Source organism: Ignavibacteriota bacterium, assembly GCA_016707525.1.
Lineage (GTDB): Bacteria > Bacteroidota > Ignavibacteria > UBA10030 > UBA6906 > JAGDMK01.
This window is the reverse complement of sequence record JADJHP010000001.1, coordinates 359,876-384,845: the sequence shown is the minus strand read 5'-3', so window position 1 is coordinate 384,845 and position 24,970 is coordinate 359,876. Positions and strand designations below refer to the sequence as shown.

Here is a 24,970-nt window from a genome sequence, read left to right as displayed (position 1 = left end):
ATGATGAAAGGCGGAGAATGAAGGCTTTCGCAACCTCAAGATCGCTGATCGAACGCACTATTTCAAGTGCAGGCGTTGCTTTCATATCCCCGATGTCATATGCCCGACGATGTCCCTTGCATTGCCATGTGGATATGCTCACGCAGGCGATCTCCACAGAGCACCCGAACAGTTGATTTTGCAGCGAGAATCTCCGTTCTTTGGGCAACCCTAACCAGAGGTGAAGAGGCGATGACGATGGCAGTTGGATCCCGCTTAGCTCCTGTGCTTTCGATACCCCACGGTGGCGGCCCGCTCCCGCTGATGGGAGACCCCGGCCACCAGACCATGGTGGATTTCCTCACGCGCGTTCCGCGTGAACTCCCCCGCCCCGAAGCGATCCTGGTGATCAGCGCTCACTGGGAGGAAATGGCGCCCACCGTAACGAGCGGAGCCGCCCCGGGATTGATCTACGACTATTACGGTTTTCCCGAAGAGTCGTACCACATTCAGTACCCCGCCCCGGGGCAACCGGCTCTCGCGCATGAGATCGTACGGCTGCTGGGAGTGAAGCAGATCGAATGCCGCCCCGACGGCGAACGGGGCTTCGATCACGGCATGTTCGTGCCGCTCAAGCTGATGTACCCACGGGCGGATATCCCTGTCGTCCAGCTTTCCCTCGTCGAGGGGCTCGACCCTGCGCTCCATCTGGCGGTCGGCAGCGCGCTCGCACCGTTGCGTGGACAGAACGTCATGATCCTCGGCTCCGGATTTTCGTTCCACAACCTACGGGCGTTCTTTTCCACAGGGGCAGATGCCATGGATCCCGGCAACGAGGCGTTCCAGAACTGGGTCGTGCAGACCTGCAACAGCGCGGCAATGACAACCGAGCAACGCGCGTCCGCTCTGGTCCATTGGGAGGATGCGCCGTCCGCCAGGTATTGCCATCCGCGCGAAGAGCACCTGCTCCCCTTGCACGTATGCGCGGGCGCTGCCAGCGGACCGGCACACATCGCCTTCGACGACCGCATCCTCGGCAAACGAGCCATCGGACTCCTCTGGCAATGAAAAGACCTCTCGCGTTGATCGCCTGGTGCCTGTGCGGATCGATCCTTCCCGCCTCCGGATCTCCACAAGAGTGGCCGGTCCTCAGACATTACGACCAGGATCACCTGGTCAGCATTGCACTTCCCCTCGGCGGCATCGGAACCGGGACCGTCTCTCTCGGCGGACGCGGCGAGTTGCGCGACTGGCAGATCATGAACAGGCCGGCGATCGGGTTCAGTACGGTCGTCAAAGGCAACAATGCCCCGTTCTTCGCGATCTACGTGAAGCCTGCAGGCGGATCCGCGCAGACCAAGGCACTCATCGGTCCTGTCCACCCTTCAGAGTATCTCCATGCAGAAGGCCGGCCCGCCAACAACCATGGCATGCCGCGATTTGCGCACGCTTCCTTCGATGCGGCGTATCCTTTCGGACAGGTCCGACTCTCCGACGATAGCCTTCCGGTCAACGTGACCATCCAGGGATTCAACCCATTCATCCCCGGCAACAGCGACGACAGCAGCATCCCGATCGCGGTCCTCCGCTACGTCGTCGCGAACCCCACCGACACGACGATGGAAGTGGCCGTGTGCGGCACCATGCGTAACTTCATCGGCATGGACGGGAGCAAGATCTCGCGTGATTGGAAAGGCGACCCTGTTCCGATCGGAGCGAGCAAGAATCGCAATGCATATCGCGATGGAGGGGGTGTCCGCGGCATCTTCATGAGCACCGACGGTGTCGACCGGGAGGATGCCGCCTGGGGGACGATGGCACTCACGACCCCCGAAGCCGAGAACGTGACCTATCGCCGTTCATCCACGCCGAACGATTGGGAGAATGCCACGCTGGACCTCTGGGACGACCTCTCGGAGGACGGACTGCTCACGGACAAGCAGGCGCTTGCCGATGACAATCCCATGGCATCGCTTGCCGTGAAGCGGCTCATTCCCCCGCGGACAACCTCGACATTCACGTTCTATCTCACATGGCACTTCCCCAACCGCCGCAACTGGAATGAGAGCGAGGTCATCGGGAATTACTACACGTCCCGGTATGCGGATGCGTGGGATGTGATCCTGCGCGAAGAGCCGCGGCTCGCCCGCCTCGAGGAAGAGACCGTCCTCTTCGTCCGTGCATTCCTCGGCACCACGGTGCCGGACGTCGTGAAGGAAGCGGCCCTCTTCAATCTCTCGACCCTCAGGACCCAGACGGTGTTCCGGATCCCTTCCGGCCACCTTCTCGGATGGGAAGGCATGATGGACGGCGTCGGGTCATGTTCCGGGAGTTGCACGCATGTCTGGAACTACGAAACGGCAACATCCTTCCTGTTCGGTGACCTTGCGCGCACCATGCGGGACGTCGAATTCACCTATGGCACCACCCGCGCGGGGCATATGAGGAACCGCGTCGAGCTGCCCCTCGAAGACAACTGCGGCACTACACATGTCGCGGCAGCCGACGGCCAGATGGGAACGATCATGCGCTTCTACCGCGACTGGAAGCTCTCCGGCGACATGGCGTTCCTCGAGCACCATTGGCCGCGTGTCCGCGCTGCGATGGCGTATGCATGGACGCCGGGCGGATGGGATGCGAACGCCGATGGCGTGGAGGAAGGCGAGCAACACAACACGATGGATGTGAACTACTACGGCCCCAATCCGCAAATGCAGTTCTGGTATTTCGGCGCGCTCCGTGCATCCGCCCGGATGGCACGCGCCATGCACGATACCGCGTTCGCCGACCGGTGCGATGAGGTCTTCCGGAATGGCAGCACCTGGGTGGACCAGCACTTGTTCAATGGTGACTACTACGAGCACCGGATCACCGATCCGAAGACGCGGGACTTCCTGAACATGAGCGACACATCTGTCGTGATCCCTCCCTATCAACTCGGATCAGGATGCCTCGTGGATCAGCTTGTGGGACAGTATATGTCGCACGTCTGCGGCCTCGGGTATCTGGCGGACAGGGAGCATGTGCGGACCGCACTCAGGACGATCATGCAGCACAACTTCGTGGAGGGTTTCGGGAACCGGTTCAACAACATGCGCTCGTACGTCATGGGTGATGAGTCCGGCCTCATCATGGCAAGCTGGCCGAAAGGGCGGTTGAAGGTCCCCTTCCCGTACTTCGCCGAATCCATGACCGGGTTCGAATATGCTGCCGCGATCGGCATGCTCTATGAAGGCCAGACCGACGCGGGGCTGCGATGCATCAGGGCCATCCGTGCCCGGTTCGATGGCGCCAGACGGAATCCGTTCGACGAACCGGAATGCGGTCACCATTATGCACGTGCGATGGCGGCGTGGTCCGCGCCGCTGGCGATCAGCGGCTTCCAGTACGACGGGCCCGACCGGTCGATCAGCTTCACCTCCACGCCCGGCACCTGGTTCTGGAGCAACGGGTCAGCATGGGGGACATGCACACCCGTGGACGCACAGCAACGTTGCGCATTCTTCACGGCTCACTGAACGTCTCCTCCATCACGCTGGAGGGGAGCGGTTCAGCAGAGATACCGGGCGGTGCACTGAGTGCTGCGGGGACGTCCGAGGTGACGGTCACCGTCCGCTGATGCTTGAGTGCCGGCGTATCGTGAAGACGGTCCACCAACTATCGTATCACACACAAACAGGCAACTGCCATGAAGACATCGCTGATACTGCTGTCGCTGATCGTGCTGTCGTTCCATGGCTGTTGCACCAAGAATGCAGGGAGTTCTGAGATGACATCCGCACCGCATTGGCAGACATCCGTCCGTGATCACCTTCCGTTGCTGGGACACAGGAATTGGATCCTGGTTGTGGACAAGGCGTTCCCCGAACAGAACGCACCTGGACTTATCACCATCAATACGGATGCCGACCTCCTCACTGTCCTGGATTTCACGTTGGCGCAGATCGACAGCAGCACACATGTCAAGCCCATCATCTACTGTGATGCCGAGCTCCAGCACATCACGAAAGAACAAGTGTCCGGGATCGACGCCTTCCGCGATTCGCTCGCGCGTACGCTGAACGGTGCAACGCCTGAGGTGATACTCCATGAATCGGTCTTCGCAAAGATCGATGAAGCCTCCAGGCTGTTCAAGGTCCTTGTCCTGAAAACCAACGGGACCATCGCCTACTCTTCCGTATTTCTCCAACTGGACTGCAAGTACTGGTCGGCCGGGAAAGAAGCAACGCTCCGCCAGGCGATGAAGGCGGGGAAGATGTAGTCACAGGAGAATTTTCTGATCCCGGGGCCCCTGACCGGGAACTCTTTTCTTTTATCCTGGGTTAGAGAATATATCAATGAGCACCATGTCCGACCATATCGTAGGCGCATTCTCCGCAGCGTGTTGTTGCTGTCACCCTCCCGCGAGGGGCAGATGGAGAACGTCCGTGCGATAGTGCGTTTGCGCATCGGCATTTGGCCAGAGCCCTTCATGATCATGAAGGGCTTTTTTATTGCCCTTTGCGCACGTCCAGGAACAGGAATACATGAGGAACATCAGCCATGGCAGCAAAGACCGTCGACACCTCCGCACTGCAGTTCAACCAGATCAGCATCATCGTGCTGGTCCTGGCGGGATACATCTTTGACTTCCCCATCCTCCCGGCCATCGTGGCAGTGATCCTGCTGGCAGGGGTCATCGATCAGCGATTGTCGCTTTTCCAGTGGATCTACAGGGCCACGATCCTGCCGGCCGGGGTTCTCACACCCCGGATCGTGGAAGACGACGGGTCCGCACACAGGTTCGCACAGATGCTTGGTGGGGTGACGCTGACCGCTGCTTCCGTCGCCCTGTTCACCGGCGCCACCGCTGCCGGCTGGATCCTCGCGTGGGTGGTCGTTGTCCTCGCGGGTGTGAACCTCGCCTTCGGATTCTGCGCTGGCTGCTTCCTCTATTATCAGATCCGGAAATTCCGGTCGGCGCACGCTGCCGGCAACACACAGGGAGCGTGAGCAGATGACGGCGATAGACAGAGTATTGCTGAGCGCGAGTATCACGGGCGCACTGCTCCTGCTGGGATATGCTCTTCGCTTTCTGTGGCGCTCACGCGTCATCGCTGCGTTGCGGTCCGGTGAACGCGGACGATCGCCCGGAAGCAGCGTTCCCACACTTCACTACTTCTGGTCCGGGAGTTGTGCTCCGTGCAAAGTCCAGGAAGCAGAGATCCGCGAGCTGCAGACGGTGCTTGCCGCTGAAGGAAGAGCAGTCGCCCTGTCACGCCACGACGCAGTGGCTGAAGCAGATCTCGCCCGGAGGATGCGCATCGTCACCGTGCCGACAACCCTGTTGATCGGCGCGGACGGGCAGGTCGTCGCATGGAATCCGGGCCTGATCGGTGCACACGCCTTGCTCGGGCAGATCCGGAGGCATTTCGGAAGCCCGTCAGGCTGAACGATACTCCCTTGAAAACGCAAACGACGCACCCCTGTCAACGCCCGACGGGGATCTCCATCGCACCATCACACATACAGGAACAGGACATGAGCGCAACCGAACAGAAACGCACGTATCGATTCGAAACCCTGCAACTGCATGCGGGCCAGATTCCGGACCCTACAACGAATGCCCGCGCCGTGCCGATCTATCAGACCACGTCGTACGTCTTCAACAATGCGAACCATGCAGCGGCGTTGTTTGGCTTGCAGGAGTTCGGAAATATCTACACACGCATCATGAATCCGACCAATGCCGTCTTCGAGGAGCGCATCGCCGCGCTGGAAGGCGGGGTCGCGGCACTGGCAGTGGCATCGGGACAGGCGGCGCAGTTCATCGCCATATCCACGATCGCGGAAGCAGGCGACAACATCGTGTCGACCAGCCTTCTCTACGGTGGGACCTACAACCAGTTCAAAGTGACCCTCCCCCGCCTCGGGATCAACGTGAAGTTCGTCGAAGGCGACGACCCCGCCGGATTCGAAAAGCAGATCGACGCAAAGACCAAGGCACTCTACCTTGAAACCATCGGCAATCCGCGGTTGAACGTGCCCGACTTCGAGGCCATTGCCGCCGTTGCCCACAAGCACAAGATCCCGCTCATCGTGGATAATACCTTCGGTGCGGGTGGGTATCTGGCGCAACCCATGAAGCACGGAGCGGACATAGTCGTCCATTCCGCGACGAAGTGGATCGGCGGGCATGGCACGTCGATCGGCGGGGTCATCGTGGATTCCGGGAAGTTCGATTGGGGGAACGGCAAATTCCCGCTCTTCACCGAACCGAGTCCGGGATATCACGGGTTGAAGTTCTGGGACGTCTTCGGCACACCCGGCCAGCTGGGCAATATCGCGTTCATCATCCGCGCGCGCGTGGAGCAGTTGCGTGATCTCGGACCGGCACTGAGCCCCTTCAATGCATTCCTGCTCCTGCAGGGACTTGAGACCCTTTCGCTCCGTGTGCAGCGGCACAGCGACAACGCGCTGGCACTTGCCCGATGGCTGAAGAAGCATCCCCTGGTGACGTGGGTATCCTATCCGGGCCTTGAAGACCACCCCTACCACAAGAACGCGAAGAAGTATCTTCGCGAAGGCCAGTTCGGCGGGGTACTCGTATTCGGGATCAAGGGCGGACATGATGCAGGCCGCGCACTCATCGACAACCTGAAGCTGGCAAGTCTCCTTGCCAACGTCGGCGATGCCAAGACGCTCGTGATCCATCCTGCATCGACGACGCATCAACAGTTGTCCGCTAAGGAGCAGGCCGATTCGGGCGTGACACCGGAACTCGTGCGGGTGTCAGTGGGGATCGAGCACATCGATGACATCATCGAAGATTTCCGCATCGCCTCGATGCGGTCGGAGGGTGCCGCAGCGAAGCAGGAACATGCCAGAAGATGCCGACCGTACCGGACCTTTCGGGGTCCGGTACGGCATCCGGTGCCGTGCCCGAGTGGTCAAGGGGAGAGTCTGCAAAACTCTTTTTCGGCGGTTCGAATCCGCCCGGCACCTCATTGGGACGTGCGGTCGCCTCTCACTCCCCTCCCGGGATCGACCCGAAGAACACCTGCCATCGCCATTGCATCCCGCGCATTGCTTTTCCACGAAGATTGGGCGTTCTTGTGGGAAGCCATTCCACAGGAGGCCGCTTGAAGACGACGAACTTCCGGCAGGTTGCTGTCGTGATCTCGATACTTGCGTGCACGCTGCAATCGAACGTCCACGGACAGGATCAGCCCGCCGGCGCGATCATGGTAGAGACCGCTTCCCGCTTCACGCAGATCGCTTTGCGATGCGTTCAACGCGAGTATCCGAACAAGCTCGACCACGTGATGAACGACTCCAGCGAAGTTCGTTCCCCACGCTCTCTTCATCCTAGTTTCTATGGCTGCTACGATTGGCATTCCTCGGTGCATGGCCACTGGATGCTTGTCCGGCTTCTCCGCTCCGTCCCCGGCCTGCCGGGAAGCAGGCCGGATACGGGCCGTCATCAATAGAATCTCGACCCCGCCAATGTACGCATGGAAGCATCGTATCTCGATCAACGCGGACGAACATCGTTCGAGCGGACGTACGGGTGGGCGTGGCTCCTCAAGCTCGCTCAGGAGCTTCACGAATGGGACGACCCTGACGCACAGCGCTGGTCTTCTGCACTCGAACCGCTCACCCGGGCCATCGTGAAGCGGTACATGGCATTCCTCCCCAAACAGAACTACCCGATCCGCACTGGTGTTCATCCCAATACAGCATTCGGACTCATCTTTGCCTTGGACTATGCACGATCAGTAAAGGATTCCGCACTTGTGGCGCTTGTGGATGCCCGGAGCAAGGAGTATTTCGGTAAGGATTCGGAGTATCCTCTCACCTGGGAACCGGGTGGTGAGGATTTCTTCTCCCCGGCATTGATGGAAGCGGATCTGATGAGGCGCGTCCTGCCTCAGGGTGATTTCCGGAGCTGGTTCAAGACCTTCGGGCGCGAGCTTGCCGGTCCCGAGAGACCGGCGCTGTTGCATCCGGCAATCGTCACGGACCGGTCAGATCCTAAGCTCGTCCATCTGGATGGATTGAACCTGAGCCGGGCCTGGGCCATGCGTGGTATCGCATCGGCACTCGCGAACGATGATCCGCTCAAGGCCACGCTGCTCGCATCGGCCCGTGTCCATGAAACAGCCGGCCTGTCATATGTCGCCAGCGGCAACTACGAAGGAGAGCATTGGCTTGCGTCCTTTGCAGTTCTGCTGTTAACTCAGCCTTGATCGGGGTCTGCGCTGGCCACCACGTTCTTACGGGTGCAGCCGGCACGGGGTCCATGTACCAGTGAAGGTTTTTCCAGAAGGGATGAGCATGGGATCACATCGCATCGCGGTATTCGTCGGAAGTCTGAGGAAGGAAGCCTACAGTCGCAAGACGGCGAAGGCACTGATGGCTGTCGCGCCCGCGTCTCTGACGATGGAGATCCTTGAGATCGGCCATCTCTCCTTCTATAATGAGGACCGTGAAAGCGCGCCACCGCCGGAGTGGGTGGAGTTCCGTGCTCGCCTCAAACCGTTCGACGGCGTTCTCTTCATTACGCCGGAGTTCAACCGGTCGATCCCGGCGGCGCTCAAGAACGCGATCGATGTCGCATCGCGCCCGAAGGGGCAGAACGTATGGGACGGGAAACCTGGTGGAGTCGTCAGTATCTCCACCGGAGGGATCAGTGGATTCGGGGCACACCACCACCTCCGGCAGATGCTCGTCTGCCTGAACGTTCCCGCAATGGCGGGACCGGAGGCCTACATCGGCAATGTCGGAAAGCTCTTCGACGAGCAGGGTCTGCTGATCAATGACTCGACGAAGGCCTTCCTGACGAAATTCATGCAGAGCTTCGCGCGCTGGGTGGACGTGAACACTCAATAGATTCCCACCCGCTCATTTGACCACGGCAAGCGACCAGTACCGAAAGGATTCTTGTTCAGATCGTGCGCGCGCCCCCCGCGAAGAGACAAGAAATGCTCTAAAAGCCACGAGAACTGGGGTCGAACTGGTTGTGAGGCACTATAAAAGATATCGGTTGCCGGACTTGACTCTGACCCCCGGAGTTGTTATATTTATTCGCTGTTAAAGATGTACACACCGCGGGGTGGAGCAATTGGTAGCTCGTCGGGCTCATAACCCGAAGGTTGCAGGTTCAAGTCCTGGCCCCGCTACAACCGCTGTACGAAAAGGCATCCCTCAACCGGATGCCTTTTTCGCTTTCAGGCGCTTACTCCAGGTTCCGGCCCCATCTACCCCCTGTTCCATTCAATGGCCGGCACTTCTTCTATAGCCAATGATCGGGATCTGAGGAAATGAACCTACCAACGGTACTCGAAATCTGCCTCGACTCTGTCGAATCGTGCATCGCTGCTGAGCGGGGAGGCGCCCAACGGGTTGAACTCTGCGCGGATCTCGCTGAGGACGGCATAACCCCGAGTGCCGGCATGATCGCCGCGGCCCGGAGTACCACAAGCATAGGCATCCATGTCATGATCAGGCCGCGGGCCGGGGACTTCTGCTACAGCGATGCGGAATATGAGGTGATGAAGAGGGATGTAACCTTTGCACGGGAGCTCGGGGCGGATGGCGTAGTGTTTGGCATCCTGACACGGGATGGCGTGGTCGACGAGCCCAGGACACGCGAGCTGGTTGCGCTCGCAAGCCCGATGATCGTCACGTTTCACCGCGCCTTCGACGCTACCACCGATCCTCTCCGATCCCTTGAAGTCCTGATCGCCTCCGGCGTCCGTCGGGTGCTGACCTCAGGCCAGGCGCCATCGGCGGCAAGGGGCATCGAGGTGTTACGACAACTGATCTTGCAGGCCAGCGGCCGCATCGAGATCATGGCGGGGGTCGGGATCACAGCCGGGAATGCCCGGGAGATAAGGGAGAAGACCGGCGTGAGGGATATCCATGTGGGATCGGGAGCGACATCTCCGGCACATGAGGAGATCTCTGGCGGTCTCTTCCGGACGGGAGAACGCAGAGTGGTGGACGCCGACAAAGTGTCGCGCATCATCGAAGCACTCCGCTCTTGAGATCCACGATTTGATCCCCCGGACCGGGACATCAAGCGCCCGGGCAAATTGAACCCTGCTCCTCCCCCGCCGGGAATCCTCTGACCGGAGGACAACCGGACGTGCATTTCTTAGCCACAACCAAGAAATTCCGCTTGACAAGTCGGTTCGAGAGCACTATATTGCTCACGAAACGAAAGTTTCACCTCCCCCCTCATCCGAGAAAACATTCACACCATGCATTCAGATCTGGTTTCACTCTTTGTCAATGCAGTCAAGGTGGAAGCCCAGTCGCTCCGCGAACGCCCGATGGCGGAATTCGTCAGGGCATACCTGGACGGGCTCTCGGTGAAGGTCGTGGAGGACAACACCGCTCCGCATTTCCAGGGAGAGTGTGGCAACCTCATTTGTATTCCCGCGGGGTTCGACCCGGCTCTTCCGGCGGTCGCTCTTCTGGCCCATATGGATACACCCCGCCCGACACTCCATGTCAATCCGGTGGTGACCGACACCCGCATCTCCAGTGACGGGACAACGGCCCTGGGCGTGGACAACCGCGCCGGCACGGCAGTGCTCATGCACGCCCTCCGCCAGCATGCCCTTTCGGGAGCGAAAGCCAATTTCATCGTCGTGTTCAGTGTCGGCGAAGAACTCGGCCTCTACGGCTCGAAGTACGTCGACCTTGCTCCGTATAATGTCAAGCAGTGCTTCGTGTTTGATTGCTCGAAACGGCCCGGCACGTACATTCAGTCATGTGTCGGTTGCTCCCTGTACACCGCGACCTTCATCGGCAAGCCCTCGCATGCCGCCGTCGCACCCGAAAAGGGTGTGAGCGCCATTACCATGGCCGCAGAGGCCATCCGCCGGATCCCGCAGGGGCGCCTGAGCCCGACGATGACCACGAATATCGGCATGATCCACGGTGGGACGGCGACGAACGTTGTTCCCGCGCAATGCAAGCTCGAAGGCGAAGTGCGTGAATATGACAAGCGCGTCATCGAGGAACACCTCGCGTTCCTTCGCGAGACCTTCCAGTCCGTGGCTTCGGAGTTCGGTGGTGCCGTAGAGTTCCAGGCGCAGGAAGACTTCGCCCCGTTCAGGCTCGCGACGGACAGCGATCTCATCCGCATGACGGATGAGATCCTGCTTTCCGTTGGCCTGAAACCCAATCCTATCGAATACCTCGGCGGTAGCGACGCCAACATGCTGAACGGCAAGGGAGTTCCGGCCGTCAATCTCGGCATCGGCGCCCAGAACCCGCACGGCGACGATGAATTCATCCTCATCGAGGACCTCGTCAAGACCGAAGAAATTGCATTCGAGATCATCAAACGTGTATCGGGACGCACATGAGACCATTCCGCACGCTCCTCCCTCTTCTCCTCAGTCTCATCGCGGGACTGGCGCTGACGTCTGCAGTGGCCGGTGAAGCCAAAGGGCATCTGGTGATCATCGGGGGCGGTGAGCGCACGACCGCGATCATGAAGCATTTTGTGGATCTCGCCGGCGGGCCCGGCCGTGCGAAGATCATCGTCATACCGCTTGCCAGCAGCGAACCCGAGCAGACCGGGAAGGACTATGTGGCGGAATTCCACGGGCTCGGCGTCACGGATGTCCGGGCACTCATCCCAACCCGCGCGGAGGCGATGGCGGAAAGCACGTCCGCCACACTGAGCGGCGTGACGGGGGTGTTCTTTTCCGGCGGCGATCAGGTGTTCATCACACGGGTGATCGTTGGTACCCCTCTTCAGAAGAAACTGCACAGCCTTTACCATGCGGGAGCCGTCATCGGCGGTACCAGCGCCGGTGCGGCGATCATGAGCAGAGTGATGATCACGGGGGACGAACTGATCAACAAGGACAGCTCCAACATCTTCGTGTCGATCCTGAAGGGCAACGTCCAAACGATCGAAGGACTCGGGTTCCTCGACAACGTCATCATCGACCAGCATTTCGTCAAACGGAAGAGACTGAACCGCTTGATCAGCGTGGTATTCGAGAACCCCACCCTCCCCGGGATCGGTATCGACGAATCCACGGCACTCATTGTAAAACCGGGTGGAACGGCGGAAGTGATGGGCGAAGGTACAGCGGTCGTGCTGGATCCCCGCAAAGCCCGCAACATCCACACCGACCCTCATGGCAACCTTGCAGCGCGCAACATCACCACGCACATCTTCAGCACGGGCGAATCCTTCGACCTGAAAACGCTCCAGGTCCGCCCGGGACGGAAGAACTGATGAAACAGTCCTTTACCTTCAATACGCTCGTCATGATCTACGCGGTCGTCGTCCTCGTGGCGATCGCGACGTGGTTCGTCCCCGGTGGTGAATATAAGCGCGAGACCCATGACGGCCGGACGCTCGTGGTCCCGGGCTCCTTCACCTACGCACCCAGCGCGCCTCAGGGCATCGGCGCCATTTTCACCGCCCCGGTCAAAGGCTTCCTGCAGGCATCCTCCATCATTGTGTTCGTCTTTATCATCGGCGGCGCGTTCGCCGTCGTGCAAAAGACCGGGGCAGTCGCCGTTTCGGTGCAACGCATCGGCTACACCTTCGCGCACAAACCGCACCTCCAGAAGTTCTTCATCCCTGTCACCATGACCCTCTTCTCCATCGGGGGGACGGTGTTCGGTATGTCCGAGGAGGTCATGCCGTTCGTCCTGATCTTCATCCCCCTGGCGATCTCGCTTGGCTACGACTCGCTCGTGGGAACAGCGATCCCCTTTCTCGGTGCGGCCGCCGGCTTCGCGGGTGCAACACTGAACCCCTTCACGGTGGGCATCGCCCAGGGCATTGCCGAAGTGCCGCTCTACTCCGGCCTGGAATACCGGGTGGTCGTCTGGGTGATCAGCACGGCGTCCATGATCACGTTCGTCATGCTCTATGCGAACAGGATCCGCAAGGATCCGGCGCGCAGCCCCGTGGCGGATCTCGACCAGCAGCGGAAACATGACTTCCAATTGTCCGGCGATGCCGAGGTCCGCTTCACCGTCCGGCAACGCATCGTGCTCATCACCTTCGTCCTCACGATCGTCACACTCGTCTTCGGCATCCTTCGCTACGAATGGTTCATCACCGAGATCGCCGGGCTGTTCCTCGCCCTCGGCATCGTTGCCGGCGCTCTGGGCGGACTCAAGGCAGGTGAGATCACCGAGAGTTTCAAGGACGGGGCGAAGGACATGATGGGCGTCGCGTTCATCATCGGCCTGGCCCGTGCGCTGCTGGTGATCGCCAACGACGGCAGGGTCATGGATACGCTTCTCTACGGCCTCGCGAGCGTCATTTCCGGCCTGCACCCGATCCTCGCCGCGCAGGTCATGTTCATCGCCCACGGGGTCATCAACTTCTTCGTGCATTCCGGATCGGGGCAGGCGGCGATGACCATGCCGATCATGGCACCGCTCTCCGACGTCGTGGGTGTCAGCCGTCAGACCGCCGTGCTCGCATTCCAGTTCGGTGATGGATGGGTCAATCCCATCCTTCCCACCTCGGGGGTCACCATGGGCGTCCTCGGGCTCGCGGGCATCCCGTGGGAACGATGGTTCAAGTGGATGCTCCCCGTTCAGATCTATTTCTTCATCATTGCGTTGCTACTCCTCATACCACCCTTTCTGTTCAACTATCACTGACAGGAGGACCGATGAATCGGACCTTTGGTACACTTGTGCTGTTGCTCGCGCTGATGCTGTCGCTGCCCGCGGACCTGCTGGCGCAGAAGAATGTGTACGGCGGGACGAACAACGTGCGCTTCAAGCTGAACCGGGCAGGAAGTATCGCACTGTACGATGCCGACTTCACCACGCAGCTCGGGCGCGCATCGCTCGTGATCGCGCGCGATGCCTCCAGTGTCTTCGACTACGAACAGGATGCGAATTATCTGACCACGTCGGTCATCCTCTCGGCTCCCGGGATCACCGATAGCGTCGCAACGGCGCTGTTCGACAATTCCTGGCTGGAACCACCGGCACCGCCCGATGTGCAGATCCTGGCAAATGCCTACGCTACGATCAAAGATTCCTTCGTGGTGGTGGACTACAAAGTGACGAATACGGCGGCGACCGCGCAGACGCTCCACGTGGGCATCGGGTGCGTGGCCCAGCCCTCCGAAACGTATGGCGGTGAAACGGTCGCGTATGATGCGACCAAGAAGATCGCCTACTTCTACCGCGCGGGCGAAACACCGTATATCGGCGTGAAATTCCTCGGGGCCGATCCGGCATCGTTCCACGCACTCGACTGGGATGTCTATTCTCCCGCCGACGCCAATGCGGACGCTGCGACCGATTCCACCCGCTGGCTGATGACCGCGACCCCGGGGTTTGACGCCCAGATAACGGCGGGCGTGAACGGGTCGTTCTTCAACCTGAACTACGCCTCGGCAACGCTCGACGTCAGGGGATCGGCTTCCTATACCATCGCGTATCTTCGCAGCACCAGTCTGGCCGGCCTCCGCAAGCTTGCCGACTCTGCCGATGCACGGTATACCCAGCTCCAGGCCGCAACAGCCGTACGGAACGTGTACGGCGGCACCGACAAGGTCATGTTCAAACTCAACCGTGCCGGCAGTCTCGCCCTGTATGACAAGGACTTCTACACCCAGCTCGGCCGGGCGTCGCTGGTTATCGGAGAAGATGCCGGACACGTGTTCGACTACGAACAGGATGCCTACTACATGATGACATCAGCGGCTCTCAGCACCGGCGGGATGGCGGACACGGTGGCCGTGGCGCTCTTTGACAACACGTGGCAGGAGCCCCCGGCCCAGCCCGATGTGCGCGCTCTCGCGGAAGTGCATGCATGGAAGAATGATCCGTTCGTGCTCGTCGATTACACCATCACGAACTACGCCGCGGTAGCAAAGACACTATACATCGGCATGGGCTGTGTGCCGGAACCCTCCGAAACCTACGGCGGAGAGATCGTCGCGTACGACAACGTCCAGAAAATGGCGTACTTCTTCCGGACCGGCGAAACTCCCTACATTGGCGTGAAGCTCATCGGCGGCGACCCGATCTCCTTCCATGCCCTGGACTGGGACACCTATTCGCCTGGCGGATGCCAACGCCGATGCCGCCGCGGATTCCACCCGCTGGCGGATGACCGCCATGCCGGGCTTTGACTCCCCGGTCGGCGCGGGCGTGAATGGTTCGTTCTTCAATCTGAACTTCGGCTCCCCGACGTTAAACCCCAAGAGCTCTATCACGTATACGGTTGCATACCTGTACGCGACCAGCCTTGCGGAACTCCGCACCGTCGCCGCTGCAGCGGTTGCACGCTACAACCTGGCGACATCGGTCGAAACTGCGAACGCCCAGATCCCCGACCGCTTCTCGCTGAGCCAGAACTACCCCAATCCGTTCAACCCATCGACCGTGATCAGCCTTCAGCTCCCGGTCTCCGGACAGGCGAAGCTGGTCGTATTCGATCTGCTGGGTCGGGAAGTGGCAACGCTCACCAACGGCTACCTCGCCGCCGGTGAACACTCGTTCCGGTTCGACGGCAGCAAGCTGTCCAGTGGCATCTACTTCTGTCGCCTCACCGCGGGCTCGTTCGTCGCGACCACCAAGATGGTCCTGCAGAAGTGATGGTGCATGACACGCAAAAGTAAAGGGGAGCGGGAGACCCCTATCGATCTCCCGCTTCTCGTCCAGTCCGCGTATCCTCACCTCCCGGAGAACCAGCGCAAGGTAGCCGACGTGCTGCTCGAGCGGATCCGGGAGGTTCCTTTCCTTTCGGTGATCGAACTGGAGGGCCTGAGCGGCACGAGCAAGGCAACGGTGGTGCGGCTCGCGCAAAGCCTCGGGTTCTCCGGGTATCACGAACTGAGGGAACGGGTGCGCGAAGGTGCCCAGTCGGAGATCTCCGAGGCCAGGACCTTCCCGCTCCTGTCGGAGGAAACCGATGAGGAGACGTTCACGACGGTGGCACGCCAGGATGTGCAGAACATCAATCAAACGATCACCCAGATCGACCGCGAGGTCTTCGCCCGGGTGACGCAGATGTTCCTCACGGCGTCCAGGGTGTACACCTTCGGCCTGGGCATCTCCTCTCTGCTCGCACGGGTGCTGTCGTATTCGCTCAACCAGGTGGCGGTACGCTCGACGCCGTTCGCGCACGAGCACGAAACCTTTTTCGAACAGATCCATCAGGTCACGCCATCGGATGTCGCCGTCGCATTCTCGTTCCACCCGTATTCACGGGAGACGATCGACACGGCACAGGCGCTGGCGGCAAAAGGGGTCCCCGTCGTGGCGGTGACCGACCGGGTAACCTCGCCGGTCGCCTTTGTCAGTACAGCAGTGCTGCCGATCGCCAGTCAGAATCGGCTCTTTACCAACTCCATCTCCGCCGTCTCCGTGCTGATCAATGCTCTGACCACGGAGGTCGCCCTGCGCAGCAAGAACCGGGCGACCGACAATCTGAGGAAGACGGAAGATCTGCTCCAGCAAGCGGGACACTACTTCACTGAGTAGAGGTGCGACCATGAGATCACTTCTGTATCTGACCCTGGCAGTGGTGCTGTTCTGCTCCACGCTCATTGCCGGCACAACGGGCAAGATCGCCGGCACCGTGACCGAGCAGGGCCACGGAGAACCGCTGGCCGGCGCGAACGTCACCGTCGTCGGCACCCGCCTCGGCGCATCCACCGGGCCGGACGGATCGTATTTCATTCTCAACGTTCCGCCCGGCGTGTACGATCTCCGCGTCACGTTGATCGGGTACGCCTCCACAACGGTCAAGAACGTCAGGGTCGAGGTCGACCGGACCACGAAGATCGACATTCAGGCAGCATCATCGTCGGTCGATTTCGACGAGGTCGTCATCCGGGCCGTCGCTCCTCCCTTCCAACGCGATGCCACGGCATCCGTCTCCGTGATAAGCAGCGAACAGATCGCCAACCTTCCCGCGAAGGACTTCTCCGAGATCCTGGCCCTGCAGGCAGGCGTGTCGGGCTCGGGGAACAACCTGTACATTCGCGGCGGACGCAGCAACGAGGTCGCGTATCTCATCGACGGCATGTACGTCAAAGATCCCGTCCTCGGGTCACGCGGGACCACGATCCACAATGACGCGATCTCCGAGCTCCAGCTGATGAGCGGCACGTTCAATGCCGAATATGGTGGAGCGATGAGCGGCGTCGTGAACATCGTGACCAAAGAAGGCGGGAAGCAATTCTCCGGGTTCCTGGAGGGGCGGACGAGCGACTTCTTCCTGAAGCCCTTCTCGACGTACCATGAGAACCGCTATACCGGGTCACTGAGCGGACCGATCATGGGCGACGAGCTCGGATTCTATCTCAGCGGGGAGCGGGATTCCCGCGGGAGCTGGCTCCCCTTCGGGTCCGATCACACGATCTCCCTCATCGGCAAGCTCACCGCACGACCGATCGCAGCCGTGAAGTCCAATCTGACCTGGCGCTACACGGAAGAAGAGAATCACCCGTACAACCACCGGTGGAAATACATCCCGGACCAGTACCTCCGGGTGCGGGACAAAAGCCGCCAGGCGATCCTCGGCATCACGCATACGGTCTCCCCCTCCTTCTTCTATGATGTCCGGGCCTCGTACTTCTCCCAGTCGTACTATTCCGGCATCGACAAGGACACCGCGGAGTACATCCCCGTTGGCGGCTACGAATACGCCGCCTCCGCGGGCAACGCGCATGAGTTCTACTCGTTGCAGGACCCCGTCTCGATGACGAGGAACAGCACAACGACGATCGACATCAAAGGCGACGGCACGTGGCAGGCGAATTCGTGGAACGAGATCCGTGTGGGGTTTGAATTCAAAAAGCACTCGATCGACTTCTTTGACGTGTACGATCCCAAACGCGTGAATCCGTACATCACGTCCTTCCAGCAGAATCCTCTGGAGGGCTCGGCCTACATCCAGGACCAGATCGCCCTGGCGGCACTCGTGGTCAACCTTGGCCTCCGGTACGACTACGTGAATCAGCGCTCTCCCTTCCGTTCGAACCCGCTCGACCCGACCTCGATCATCCAATCGCGGCCGAAGCAACAATGGAGCCCCCGCCTCGGCGTTGCGCACCCGATCAGCGACCGCACGTCGTTGCATTTCTCGTACGGGAGGTTCTTCCAGAACCCCGACTATTTCCGCTTGTTCGAGAATTCGCAGTACGACATTGGCACCAAGGATCCCCTGTTCGGCCAACCCGATCTGGATCCGGAGCGGACCACCGCGTATGAGGTCGGCATCAGCCACCAGTTCACCGATGCACTATCCGGCTCGTTCACCGCTGCGTACAAGGACGTGGCCGGGCTGATCGGAACCCAGTACTACAGCCCCTATGTTGGGGGACGCTATGTCGCGTACTCGGTCTACGTGAATGAGGCATACGCGAATATCAAGTCGTTCGAGGTGCGGCTGAACATGCGCCGCGTCGGGTACGTGGGAGGCATGATCACGTACACCTACTCCGTCGCCAGGGGAAGCGCATCGTCGGAGCAGGAAGATTATCCGGGGACGACCGAGTCCACGCTGCTGTACCCGCTCAATTGGGACCGGACGCACATGTTCAACATGAACCTGGTCTTCGGCATCCCCGACGGGGACGGTCCCGCCATCTTCGGCGCATACCCTCTGGAGAACACGACGCTGGACGTCCTGGTGAAAGCCGCCAGCGGGGAGCCGTACACACCCTCGGCACGCAGGAGCAATTACATCCCCAAGAACTCCGGCCGGATGCCCGCAACGTTCTCGGTCGACCTCGAGGCCAGCAAGTCCTTCACGATCGGCCCCCTCTCCTTCGATGCCTTCGTTGAGGTCTTGAACCTGACGAACGCCAGGAATGTCGTGTACGTCTGGTCCGACACCGGCGATCCGGATGTGACGTATGACGGAGGGCACTCCCTGGAGTATCAGCTCGATCCGAGCAACTATGGTCCGCCGCGCCGGATGCGTATCGGCGCGCGCCTGAAATTCTGATTGTGCACCGTTCTCTGATCACTCACGAGATGATTATGAATCGAAGTGCGTTCATTGTCTGCCTTCTGATAGGATCGCTGATCGCAGCCGCCCCGGCGCCTGCGCAAAAGCGCGGGCCCAAGTCCATGGCACCGCTCGTCCTCCCGAAGACCAGCGGCATCCTGAGCCGCGGCAGCGGAAACCACAACCGCAGCAATCTCGGTTCAGCGTTCGAGAACCGTGGAAAACTCTATCCCCATCAGATCTCTCTCGGCCCCACATTCGAGTGGCCGATCAAGAGCCAGCACGAATACGTGTACAGGGCGAACCCGTACGTCGGCATTCCCGGAAACATGATCCAGGGGCGCTTCACCACCAACGAGGAGTGGGAGGCCGCGGCTGGCTACAACAATCCCGAGAACGTGACCGTGGCGATGAGCGACAAGCCCAACACCTGGCCGGGCACCGGCTGGCCTGTCAAAGCGCCCGATGGAAGCCCGGTCTTCGTCTCGAGCCAGGACAGCTACTGCGTGTACAACGATTCCACCAACAGCCGGAAGGTCCTTGGGCTCGAGGTGATCCAGACCGGCTATGCATTCGGCGGGAAGGCGGTCCGCGACATGATCGTGTACCGCTTCGACCTCGTCAACAGGTCTCAGACCACCTACGATTCCGTGTATTTCGGTATGTACCTGGATGCAGACATCGGCGGCTCGGAGAGCGCGGTCGATTACGCCAATGACAAGCTGACCTTCGATAAAGCCCTCCAGCGCGTCGTGTACTATGACGCGGGCACGTCCGTTCAGTGGGGCGGATCATCTGGCCGCTTCGGCTTCCTGATGCTCCAGACACCGATGATCAACGGGGTGCAGGCCGGCATCACCGACCTGCATTACCTCCGATACGACGATGACATCGACATTGATTCCGTGCAGTTCGGGATCTATTCCAGCTCCCCGTCCTTGTATTCCTCGAAGTACAAGAACACCTACTTCCACCCCGGAGCAAATCTCCCGGATATACACTACGACGATCCCAACACGTTCCCGGCGGCAGGTATCGATCTGGTCTCCTGCATCGGCTCCGGGCCATATCGCATGGCCCCCGGTGACACGCTCCACTTCACCACGGCGTTCGTTGCAGCGATCGATGCCGCGGGCATGGAAACGATCACCAGGAACGCCTGGGACCTGTTCAGGGCCAATTTTGCCACACCGAAGCCACCGGCGACACCAACGGTGAAGGTCGTGTCGGGTGACGGACGTGCCACGATCACCTGGGACAATGCGGCGGAGTCGTCGCGAGACCCGATCACCCATGAATCCAATTTCGGCGGTTATCGCATCTACAAGAGCATGGACTTCGGCCAGCATTGGGACCAGATCGACCGGAATGCCAATCCGTCTGCCGGGTCCGACCCGGTACCGCTGGCTGCGTTCGATGTGTCGGGCGGGATCCAGAGTTCATACGTCGATTCAACGCTCATCAACGGGTTCACCTACTGGTACTCTGTGACCTCCTATGCCGTCACGCAGGATGGCACGGTACTCGAGAGCAGCCTGGGATACACCGCAGAAGAACAGAACGTTGGGATCGCGACGCCCTCGACCCCTGCTGTTGGCCGGATACCGGCACGGGTCTCCAGCATCACGCATCCCTCCGGGACGGCAAAGGTCTCCCTCGAGGTGTCTCAGCTTGATGTTCCCGGTGGCGGCGGCAAAGAGTACACGGTCGGCTTCGCTCCCGCATACACGATCGCCAAAGGGAACCTGAAGTCGACGATCACCCTGACGAGGGTGGAGGGGGTGAGAACCGACCCTGGAACGTACGCGTTCATCTTTAAATCTCCCACGACCTATTCGATCATCAGCATCACCACCGGAAAAGTGATCCGCGCCTCCGGACCCTACACCTCCGGGGTCCCGATCGTGATGGGAGGGACGGGCCTGCGGATCACGGTGACCGATGCGGATACCGCCGCGGATCTCCGGCCGCAGACGGGCGACTCCATCATCGTCGCCCCGGGGATCTTCGCTACGACGGGAACGATACCGGTGCTGAGCCTGCGGCCGTTCTCGTACGGTACGCACTACGCGTCGGACGATGGCATGGTGTTCGCCGTCAGGCGGGACAACGATTCTGCTTCAAGCCTCATCTCGTATGCGGATTCCTTCCTGGTCGCGACCCAGCCGGTGCAGGTGCGGAACGATATCTCGAAGGCAGAACTGGAGAACGTCAAGGTCGTCCCGAACCCGTATCTGGTGGGATCACTGTACGAACGTGAGTACGGCGTCCTGCGGAGAGAACCCATCCGCGAATTGAAGTTCACGCACCTCCCTGCCCGCTGTACGATCACCATCTTCAGCCTGGCCGGTGACAAGCTCAAGGTCATCAACCATGATGGAGCAACAGGCATGGAAAGCTGGGATCTCCGCACGGATGGGAACAGAGTGATCGCTGCAGGCATGTATGTGTATCTGGTCAAGACCGACACCGCGGAAAAGCTCGGTCGATTCGCGGTGATCAAGTAGGAGGCCAGCCATGAGACGATATGCATTGATCTGTGTCGCAGCAATCATGACCGCGGGTATGCTTCACGCCCAGAACCCCAATCTCGGCACGTCCGGAGCGCTGTTCCTGAAGATCCCGGTCGGCCCCAGGGCCGCCGCGCTCGGCGGTGCATTCACATCGTCCGGCGACGACGCCAGCTCCCTGTTCTGGAACCCTGCCGGCACCGTGGGCGTCAAGGGGAGCGCGCTGATCGCATCGCACGAAGAATGGTGGGCCGGCACCCGGCTCAACCACGCTGCGTTCGTGCAGTCGTTCGGTGAGATCGGATCGTTCGGACTCTCGTTCACCACGATGAGCATGGACAAACTTTCCGTCACGACAGAGGAAGACCCGGAAGGATCTTCCGGGCTCACGTTCGACGCACAGGACCTGATGCTCGGGATCACATACGCCCGGGACCTGACCGAGGATTTCAGTGTCGGCATCACCGCAAAGTACATCCACCAGCGCATCTGGAACGAGAGTGCCAGCGGCCTCGCCATTGACATAGGCACCCTGTACCATATCGGATTTCGTGACCTCAAACTCGGCATGAGCGTCACGAACTTCGGTGGGGACCTCACGTTCGAAGGACGCGATCTCCTGGTCGACTACGACGCGAGGTCCACGACAGCCACCGAACGGCTGTTGCCCGCCCAGATCCAGGCGGAAGGGTATCCCCTTCCGCTGCAGTTCCAGGTGGGCCTCTCAGTGTCGCCCTATATCAGCGACGAATTCTCGGTGCTCGTCGCAGCCGACGTCGTCCATCCGAACGACAACGACGAGCTTGTTTGCGCAGGGATCGAAGCGACCATCCTGCAGCGCCTTTCCCTCCGGGGAGGATACCGCTTCGGGGATGACACCGCGCGATGGTCTGCAGGCGTCGGCGCGTCGGTTCCGGCGGGCACTCTGAGCATCGGATTCGACTACGCGTATGTGGACTACGATCTCCTCCCGTCCGTCCATCGGTTCGGCATTGCCGTGGCGTTCTAGGCCGCGGCTGAACCCCCACACGCAGCACCCTGACGGTTGAACGCATGAAGCCCGGAACGATCCGGGCTTCATGCATTCTCACCCTCATGCTGGTGAATGATGCGGTGAATCCTTATCTTTCGAGAACCATTCGTCGTGGCACGCCCCTCCCCTTCCAGATCAAGGACCGTTCCATATGCGCTCACTTCTCCTGAGCTTCATCGTCTTCGTACCTCTTGCCGCACTGGCCGGCGACCTGGAAGCGCGGACCGATTCCCTGTTGTCGTCCCTGTATCGCCCTGGCCTCCCCGGGGCAGTGATCGGCATCGTGAAGAATGGGACTGCCGTGTTCACGAAGGGATACGGCGTCGCGAACCTCAACACGAAGGCCCCGATCACCAGCACGACGAACTTCAACATCTGCTCGATGACGAAGCAGTTCACCGCGCACGCGATCCTGCAAGCTGGAACAGGAAGGACGTCTGTCACTCAATGATCCTCTCGCCCGGTTCTTTCCCGGTTTCGTGCCGCGCATCGCGGGCACGGTGACGGTGCGCCATCTGCTCACGCATTCTTCGGGCATCGTGGAGCACTATGATCACGTCGACCGGAGCCAGTTCACGACGTTCCGGGATACGGACGTTCTCACCGCGATCCAGAACGTGGACACGCTCAACTTCACTCCCGGATCGCGCTACCGGTACAGCAATGCCGCCTTCTGCCTTCTCTCGTTGATCATCGAACAGGTTTCCGGTGAATCCTACCCTGACTATCTCGAGAAGCACGTCCTGTTGCCGGCGGGCATGACGCGGAGCAAGGTGATCCAGCCCGGCTTCACGATCGATGAACGGGCGTACGGATATGATTGTGACCATGATACCATCATGATCGCGGATGCGAAGGAGAGTCTGTTCTTCTCAACGATGGGTGATGGCGGGCTTTATACATCGATGGACGACTATCTGCGGTGGATCGCCGGGATCCAGGGAGGGTTATCGTTGGATCCCGCCCTGACAGACAGGGCGCGTTCTCCCCAGTTCGCTATCGACACGACCAGGGGACTCTCCTATGGATACGGATGGTTCGTGGCCGGCTCAGGCCTTGCGCGGGTGATCTATCACACCGGCTCTAATGGTGGGTTCAGGACCATCGTGTTCACCAAGCCGTCGGAGAAATATGCCGTCGTCATCTTCTCCAACCGCACAGGGATCGAGCTCGAGGACCTTATGCGCGAGATCAACCGTATCTATGGGATCGATGACGGAGCATTTGTGAAGTTGGAGTCGTTGATCTCGTAAGAAGGATCACTTTTTCGGCGCTTCGAGGGCTTCCCGGGGATACTCCTTCAAGGTCTGCCGCCCCTCCGGCGTGTCCGCATACTTCGTCGTCAGGATAGTGTAGTACTTCGCCGCTTTGATATCCTGGTCCGCATTGAACGCGATCACGAACTCGTTGAACAAGACCCTCCGACGAACCACAGGATCCGGGTGGCGATCCATCGCGGTCTTGACGTACCGCTCGATGGCGGTGTGTTCCCACTTCGCATTGCGGGCCGCATAGCACAGGGTATTCGGGCTGTAGCTCCATGCGCTCGATGTGGCGCCCATGCGGGCCAGGGAACGGGAGAACTTCTCGATGGTGCGGCTCTTGGACTTCATGGTCGTGCAGACGAAGCCCAGATCCCAGAATGCACGCACGAGCGTATCCTTTTCGGCTTCGGCCCGACGAACGAGCCCGCCAACGAACGCGTTCCAATCCGGCATCGGCGTGCCTGCCGACACCCGTTCAAGCGCATGGTCATTCTGATGCGCAAAATAGTCCTCTTCGCCTGACCACCATGCGTGGATCGCCTGCGCGATCCGCTGCGTCCGCGGCGCACCCTGAACGAAGGTGATGGTTCCTCGTGTCTCTGACCGATAGAGCTTTCGCGGATCGACCTGGACGTGCGCCTTCCCATTGACCACCGGAAGCCGGGCGTCATACAACCCCTGCGCGTTGAGGACGTACGAAGCGTTCGTGATCCCCTCCACACCCTCGTCATCCCGATAGCCACGCAGCCGGATGGTCACGGTGTCCGTGGTCGCCGGAAGCTCCGCTTCAAAGAGGCCATTCGTGGTCTGCCTCAGCGCGATCGCCTTCGGAATGCTCCAGAGATTGAAATCACCGATCACCTGCATCGCGGGATCCCCCGCAAGGTACCGATGGGTCGGGAGCGAGACCGTCATGCGTATCGGGCGCGTGTCCGGTACATAGAGGGCAACGTCCATGAGCCTCCCGCCCACGCCCATACAGCGAACAACCCAGAGTCCCTTCGACGGCACCGCCAGAGTGAAACTTCCGTCCATCCCGGCCCGTTGCGTAGCGACAATGGTGACGCGATCCGGGGTCAACAGCACCACGTCGGCACGAGGCAAAGACTTACCGTCGGGTCCCGTGATCATCCCGCGACATTCGATCGGAGCAGCGAGTGAAGCGCTTCTGCCAATGAGGAGGGCGATGAGGAACAGGATATGGTGAACTCGCATTGCGTATCTT

20 protein-coding genes, 2 tRNA genes and 2 pseudogenes are annotated in these 24,970 nt (G+C 60.3%); 23 read left to right on the top strand and 1 reads right to left on the bottom strand.

The genetic code is table 11. The annotated features are described in order from the left end of the window. The first annotated feature begins 231 nt into the window (after positions 1–231). From IPI01_01590 to IPI01_01480, 23 genes and pseudogenes are all read left to right on the top strand, one after another. Positions 232–1,047, top strand: a complete 816-nt coding sequence (locus IPI01_01590; protein MBK7256521.1) for a dioxygenase — start codon at positions 232–234, stop codon at positions 1,045–1,047. After that, positions 1,044–3,598, top strand: a pseudogene (locus IPI01_01585) (hypothetical protein). Before IPI01_01590 ends, IPI01_01585 begins: the two are co-directional and overlap by 4 nt. Positions 3,599–3,667: 69 nt before the next feature. Continuing rightward, complete coding sequence (locus tag IPI01_01580) at positions 3,668–4,240, top strand: hypothetical protein (GenBank protein MBK7256520.1); 573 nt, start codon at positions 3,668–3,670, stop codon at positions 4,238–4,240. A gap of 281 nt (positions 4,241–4,521) precedes the next feature. Continuing rightward, positions 4,522–4,971, top strand: a complete 450-nt coding sequence (locus IPI01_01575) for a DUF4395 domain-containing protein (protein MBK7256519.1) — start codon at positions 4,522–4,524, stop codon at positions 4,969–4,971. 4 nt (positions 4,972–4,975) lie between these two features. After that, positions 4,976–5,410, top strand: a complete 435-nt coding sequence (locus IPI01_01570) for a thioredoxin family protein (protein ID MBK7256518.1) — start codon at positions 4,976–4,978, stop codon at positions 5,408–5,410. Between the two features lie 89 nt (positions 5,411–5,499). Then, a pseudogene (locus IPI01_01565) lies at positions 5,500–6,801 on the top strand (O-acetylhomoserine aminocarboxypropyltransferase/cysteine synthase). A gap of 89 nt (positions 6,802–6,890) precedes the next feature. Next, positions 6,891–6,963: transfer RNA gene (locus IPI01_01560), tRNA-Cys, on the top strand. Positions 6,964–7,100: 137 nt separating this feature from the next. Beyond that, the gene (locus tag IPI01_01555; protein ID MBK7256517.1) at positions 7,101–7,448 is read left to right on the top strand and encodes a DUF2891 family protein; all 348 of its coding nucleotides are present in this window, start codon (positions 7,101–7,103) and stop codon (positions 7,446–7,448) included. A gap of 24 nt (positions 7,449–7,472) precedes the next feature. Beyond that, complete coding sequence (locus IPI01_01550) at positions 7,473–8,207, top strand: DUF2891 domain-containing protein (GenBank protein MBK7256516.1); 735 nt, start codon at positions 7,473–7,475, stop codon at positions 8,205–8,207. An 88-nt stretch (positions 8,208–8,295) separates the two neighbouring features. Beyond that, the gene (locus IPI01_01545) at positions 8,296–8,850 is read left to right on the top strand and encodes an NAD(P)H-dependent oxidoreductase (GenBank protein ID MBK7256515.1); all 555 of its coding nucleotides are present in this window, start codon (positions 8,296–8,298) and stop codon (positions 8,848–8,850) included. Positions 8,851–9,067: 217 nt separating this feature from the next. Then, positions 9,068–9,140: transfer RNA gene (locus IPI01_01540), tRNA-Met, on the top strand. 141 nt (positions 9,141–9,281) lie between these two features. Continuing rightward, positions 9,282–10,007 carry a copper homeostasis protein CutC gene (locus IPI01_01535; GenBank protein MBK7256514.1) on the top strand — a complete coding sequence of 242 codons (726 nt, stop codon included), beginning with the start codon at positions 9,282–9,284 and terminating at the stop codon, positions 10,005–10,007. A 216-nt stretch (positions 10,008–10,223) separates the two neighbouring features. Next, positions 10,224–11,339, top strand: a complete 1,116-nt coding sequence (locus IPI01_01530) for a M20/M25/M40 family metallo-hydrolase (GenBank protein MBK7256513.1) — start codon at positions 10,224–10,226, stop codon at positions 11,337–11,339. Beyond that, entirely contained in the window at positions 11,336–12,226 is an 891-nt protein-coding gene (locus tag IPI01_01525) for a cyanophycinase (protein ID MBK7256512.1), read from the top strand. The genes IPI01_01530 and IPI01_01525 overlap by 4 nt, the downstream gene beginning before the upstream one ends. Continuing rightward, on the top strand, positions 12,226–13,617 hold the full coding sequence (gene yfcC / locus IPI01_01520) for a putative basic amino acid antiporter YfcC (protein ID MBK7256511.1): 1,392 nt from the start codon (positions 12,226–12,228) through the stop codon (positions 13,615–13,617). The genes IPI01_01525 and yfcC overlap by 1 nt, the downstream gene beginning before the upstream one ends. 11 nt (positions 13,618–13,628) lie before the next feature. Beyond that, on the top strand, positions 13,629–15,107 hold the full coding sequence (locus IPI01_01515) for a hypothetical protein (GenBank protein ID MBK7256510.1): 1,479 nt from the start codon (positions 13,629–13,631) through the stop codon (positions 15,105–15,107). Further along, positions 15,094–15,573 (top strand): T9SS type A sorting domain-containing protein, encoded by a 480-nt coding sequence (locus tag IPI01_01510; protein ID MBK7256509.1) that lies wholly within the window; start codon positions 15,094–15,096, stop codon positions 15,571–15,573. The genes IPI01_01515 and IPI01_01510 overlap by 14 nt, the downstream gene beginning before the upstream one ends. Before the next feature lie 6 nt (positions 15,574–15,579). Then, a complete protein-coding gene (locus IPI01_01505; GenBank protein MBK7256508.1) occupies positions 15,580–16,461 on the top strand; it encodes a MurR/RpiR family transcriptional regulator in 882 nt (293 codons plus the stop codon). Positions 16,462–16,471: 10 nt separating this feature from the next. Beyond that, the gene (locus tag IPI01_01500; protein MBK7256507.1) at positions 16,472–18,934 is read left to right on the top strand and encodes a TonB-dependent receptor; all 2,463 of its coding nucleotides are present in this window, start codon (positions 16,472–16,474) and stop codon (positions 18,932–18,934) included. Between the two features lie 35 nt (positions 18,935–18,969). Next, positions 18,970–21,444: a hypothetical protein gene (locus IPI01_01495; protein ID MBK7256506.1), complete on the top strand. Its 2,475-nt coding sequence runs from the start codon at positions 18,970–18,972 to the stop codon at positions 21,442–21,444. Positions 21,445–21,454: 10 nt separating this feature from the next. Next, the gene (locus IPI01_01490) at positions 21,455–22,456 is read left to right on the top strand and encodes a PorV/PorQ family protein (GenBank protein MBK7256505.1); all 1,002 of its coding nucleotides are present in this window, start codon (positions 21,455–21,457) and stop codon (positions 22,454–22,456) included. Between the two features lie 175 nt (positions 22,457–22,631). Next, positions 22,632–22,931 (top strand): serine hydrolase, encoded by a 300-nt coding sequence (locus tag IPI01_01485; GenBank protein ID MBK7256504.1) that lies wholly within the window; start codon positions 22,632–22,634, stop codon positions 22,929–22,931. Continuing rightward, entirely contained in the window at positions 22,900–23,733 is an 834-nt protein-coding gene (locus IPI01_01480) for a beta-lactamase family protein (protein MBK7256503.1), read from the top strand. Before IPI01_01485 ends, IPI01_01480 begins: the two co-directional genes overlap by 32 nt. Before the next feature lie 6 nt (positions 23,734–23,739). Here IPI01_01480 and IPI01_01475 read toward each other — a convergent pair whose 3' ends face one another. Next, complete coding sequence (locus IPI01_01475; protein ID MBK7256502.1) at positions 23,740–24,960, bottom strand: hypothetical protein; 1,221 nt, start codon at positions 24,958–24,960, stop codon at positions 23,740–23,742. Positions 24,961–24,970: the final 10 nt, after the last annotated feature.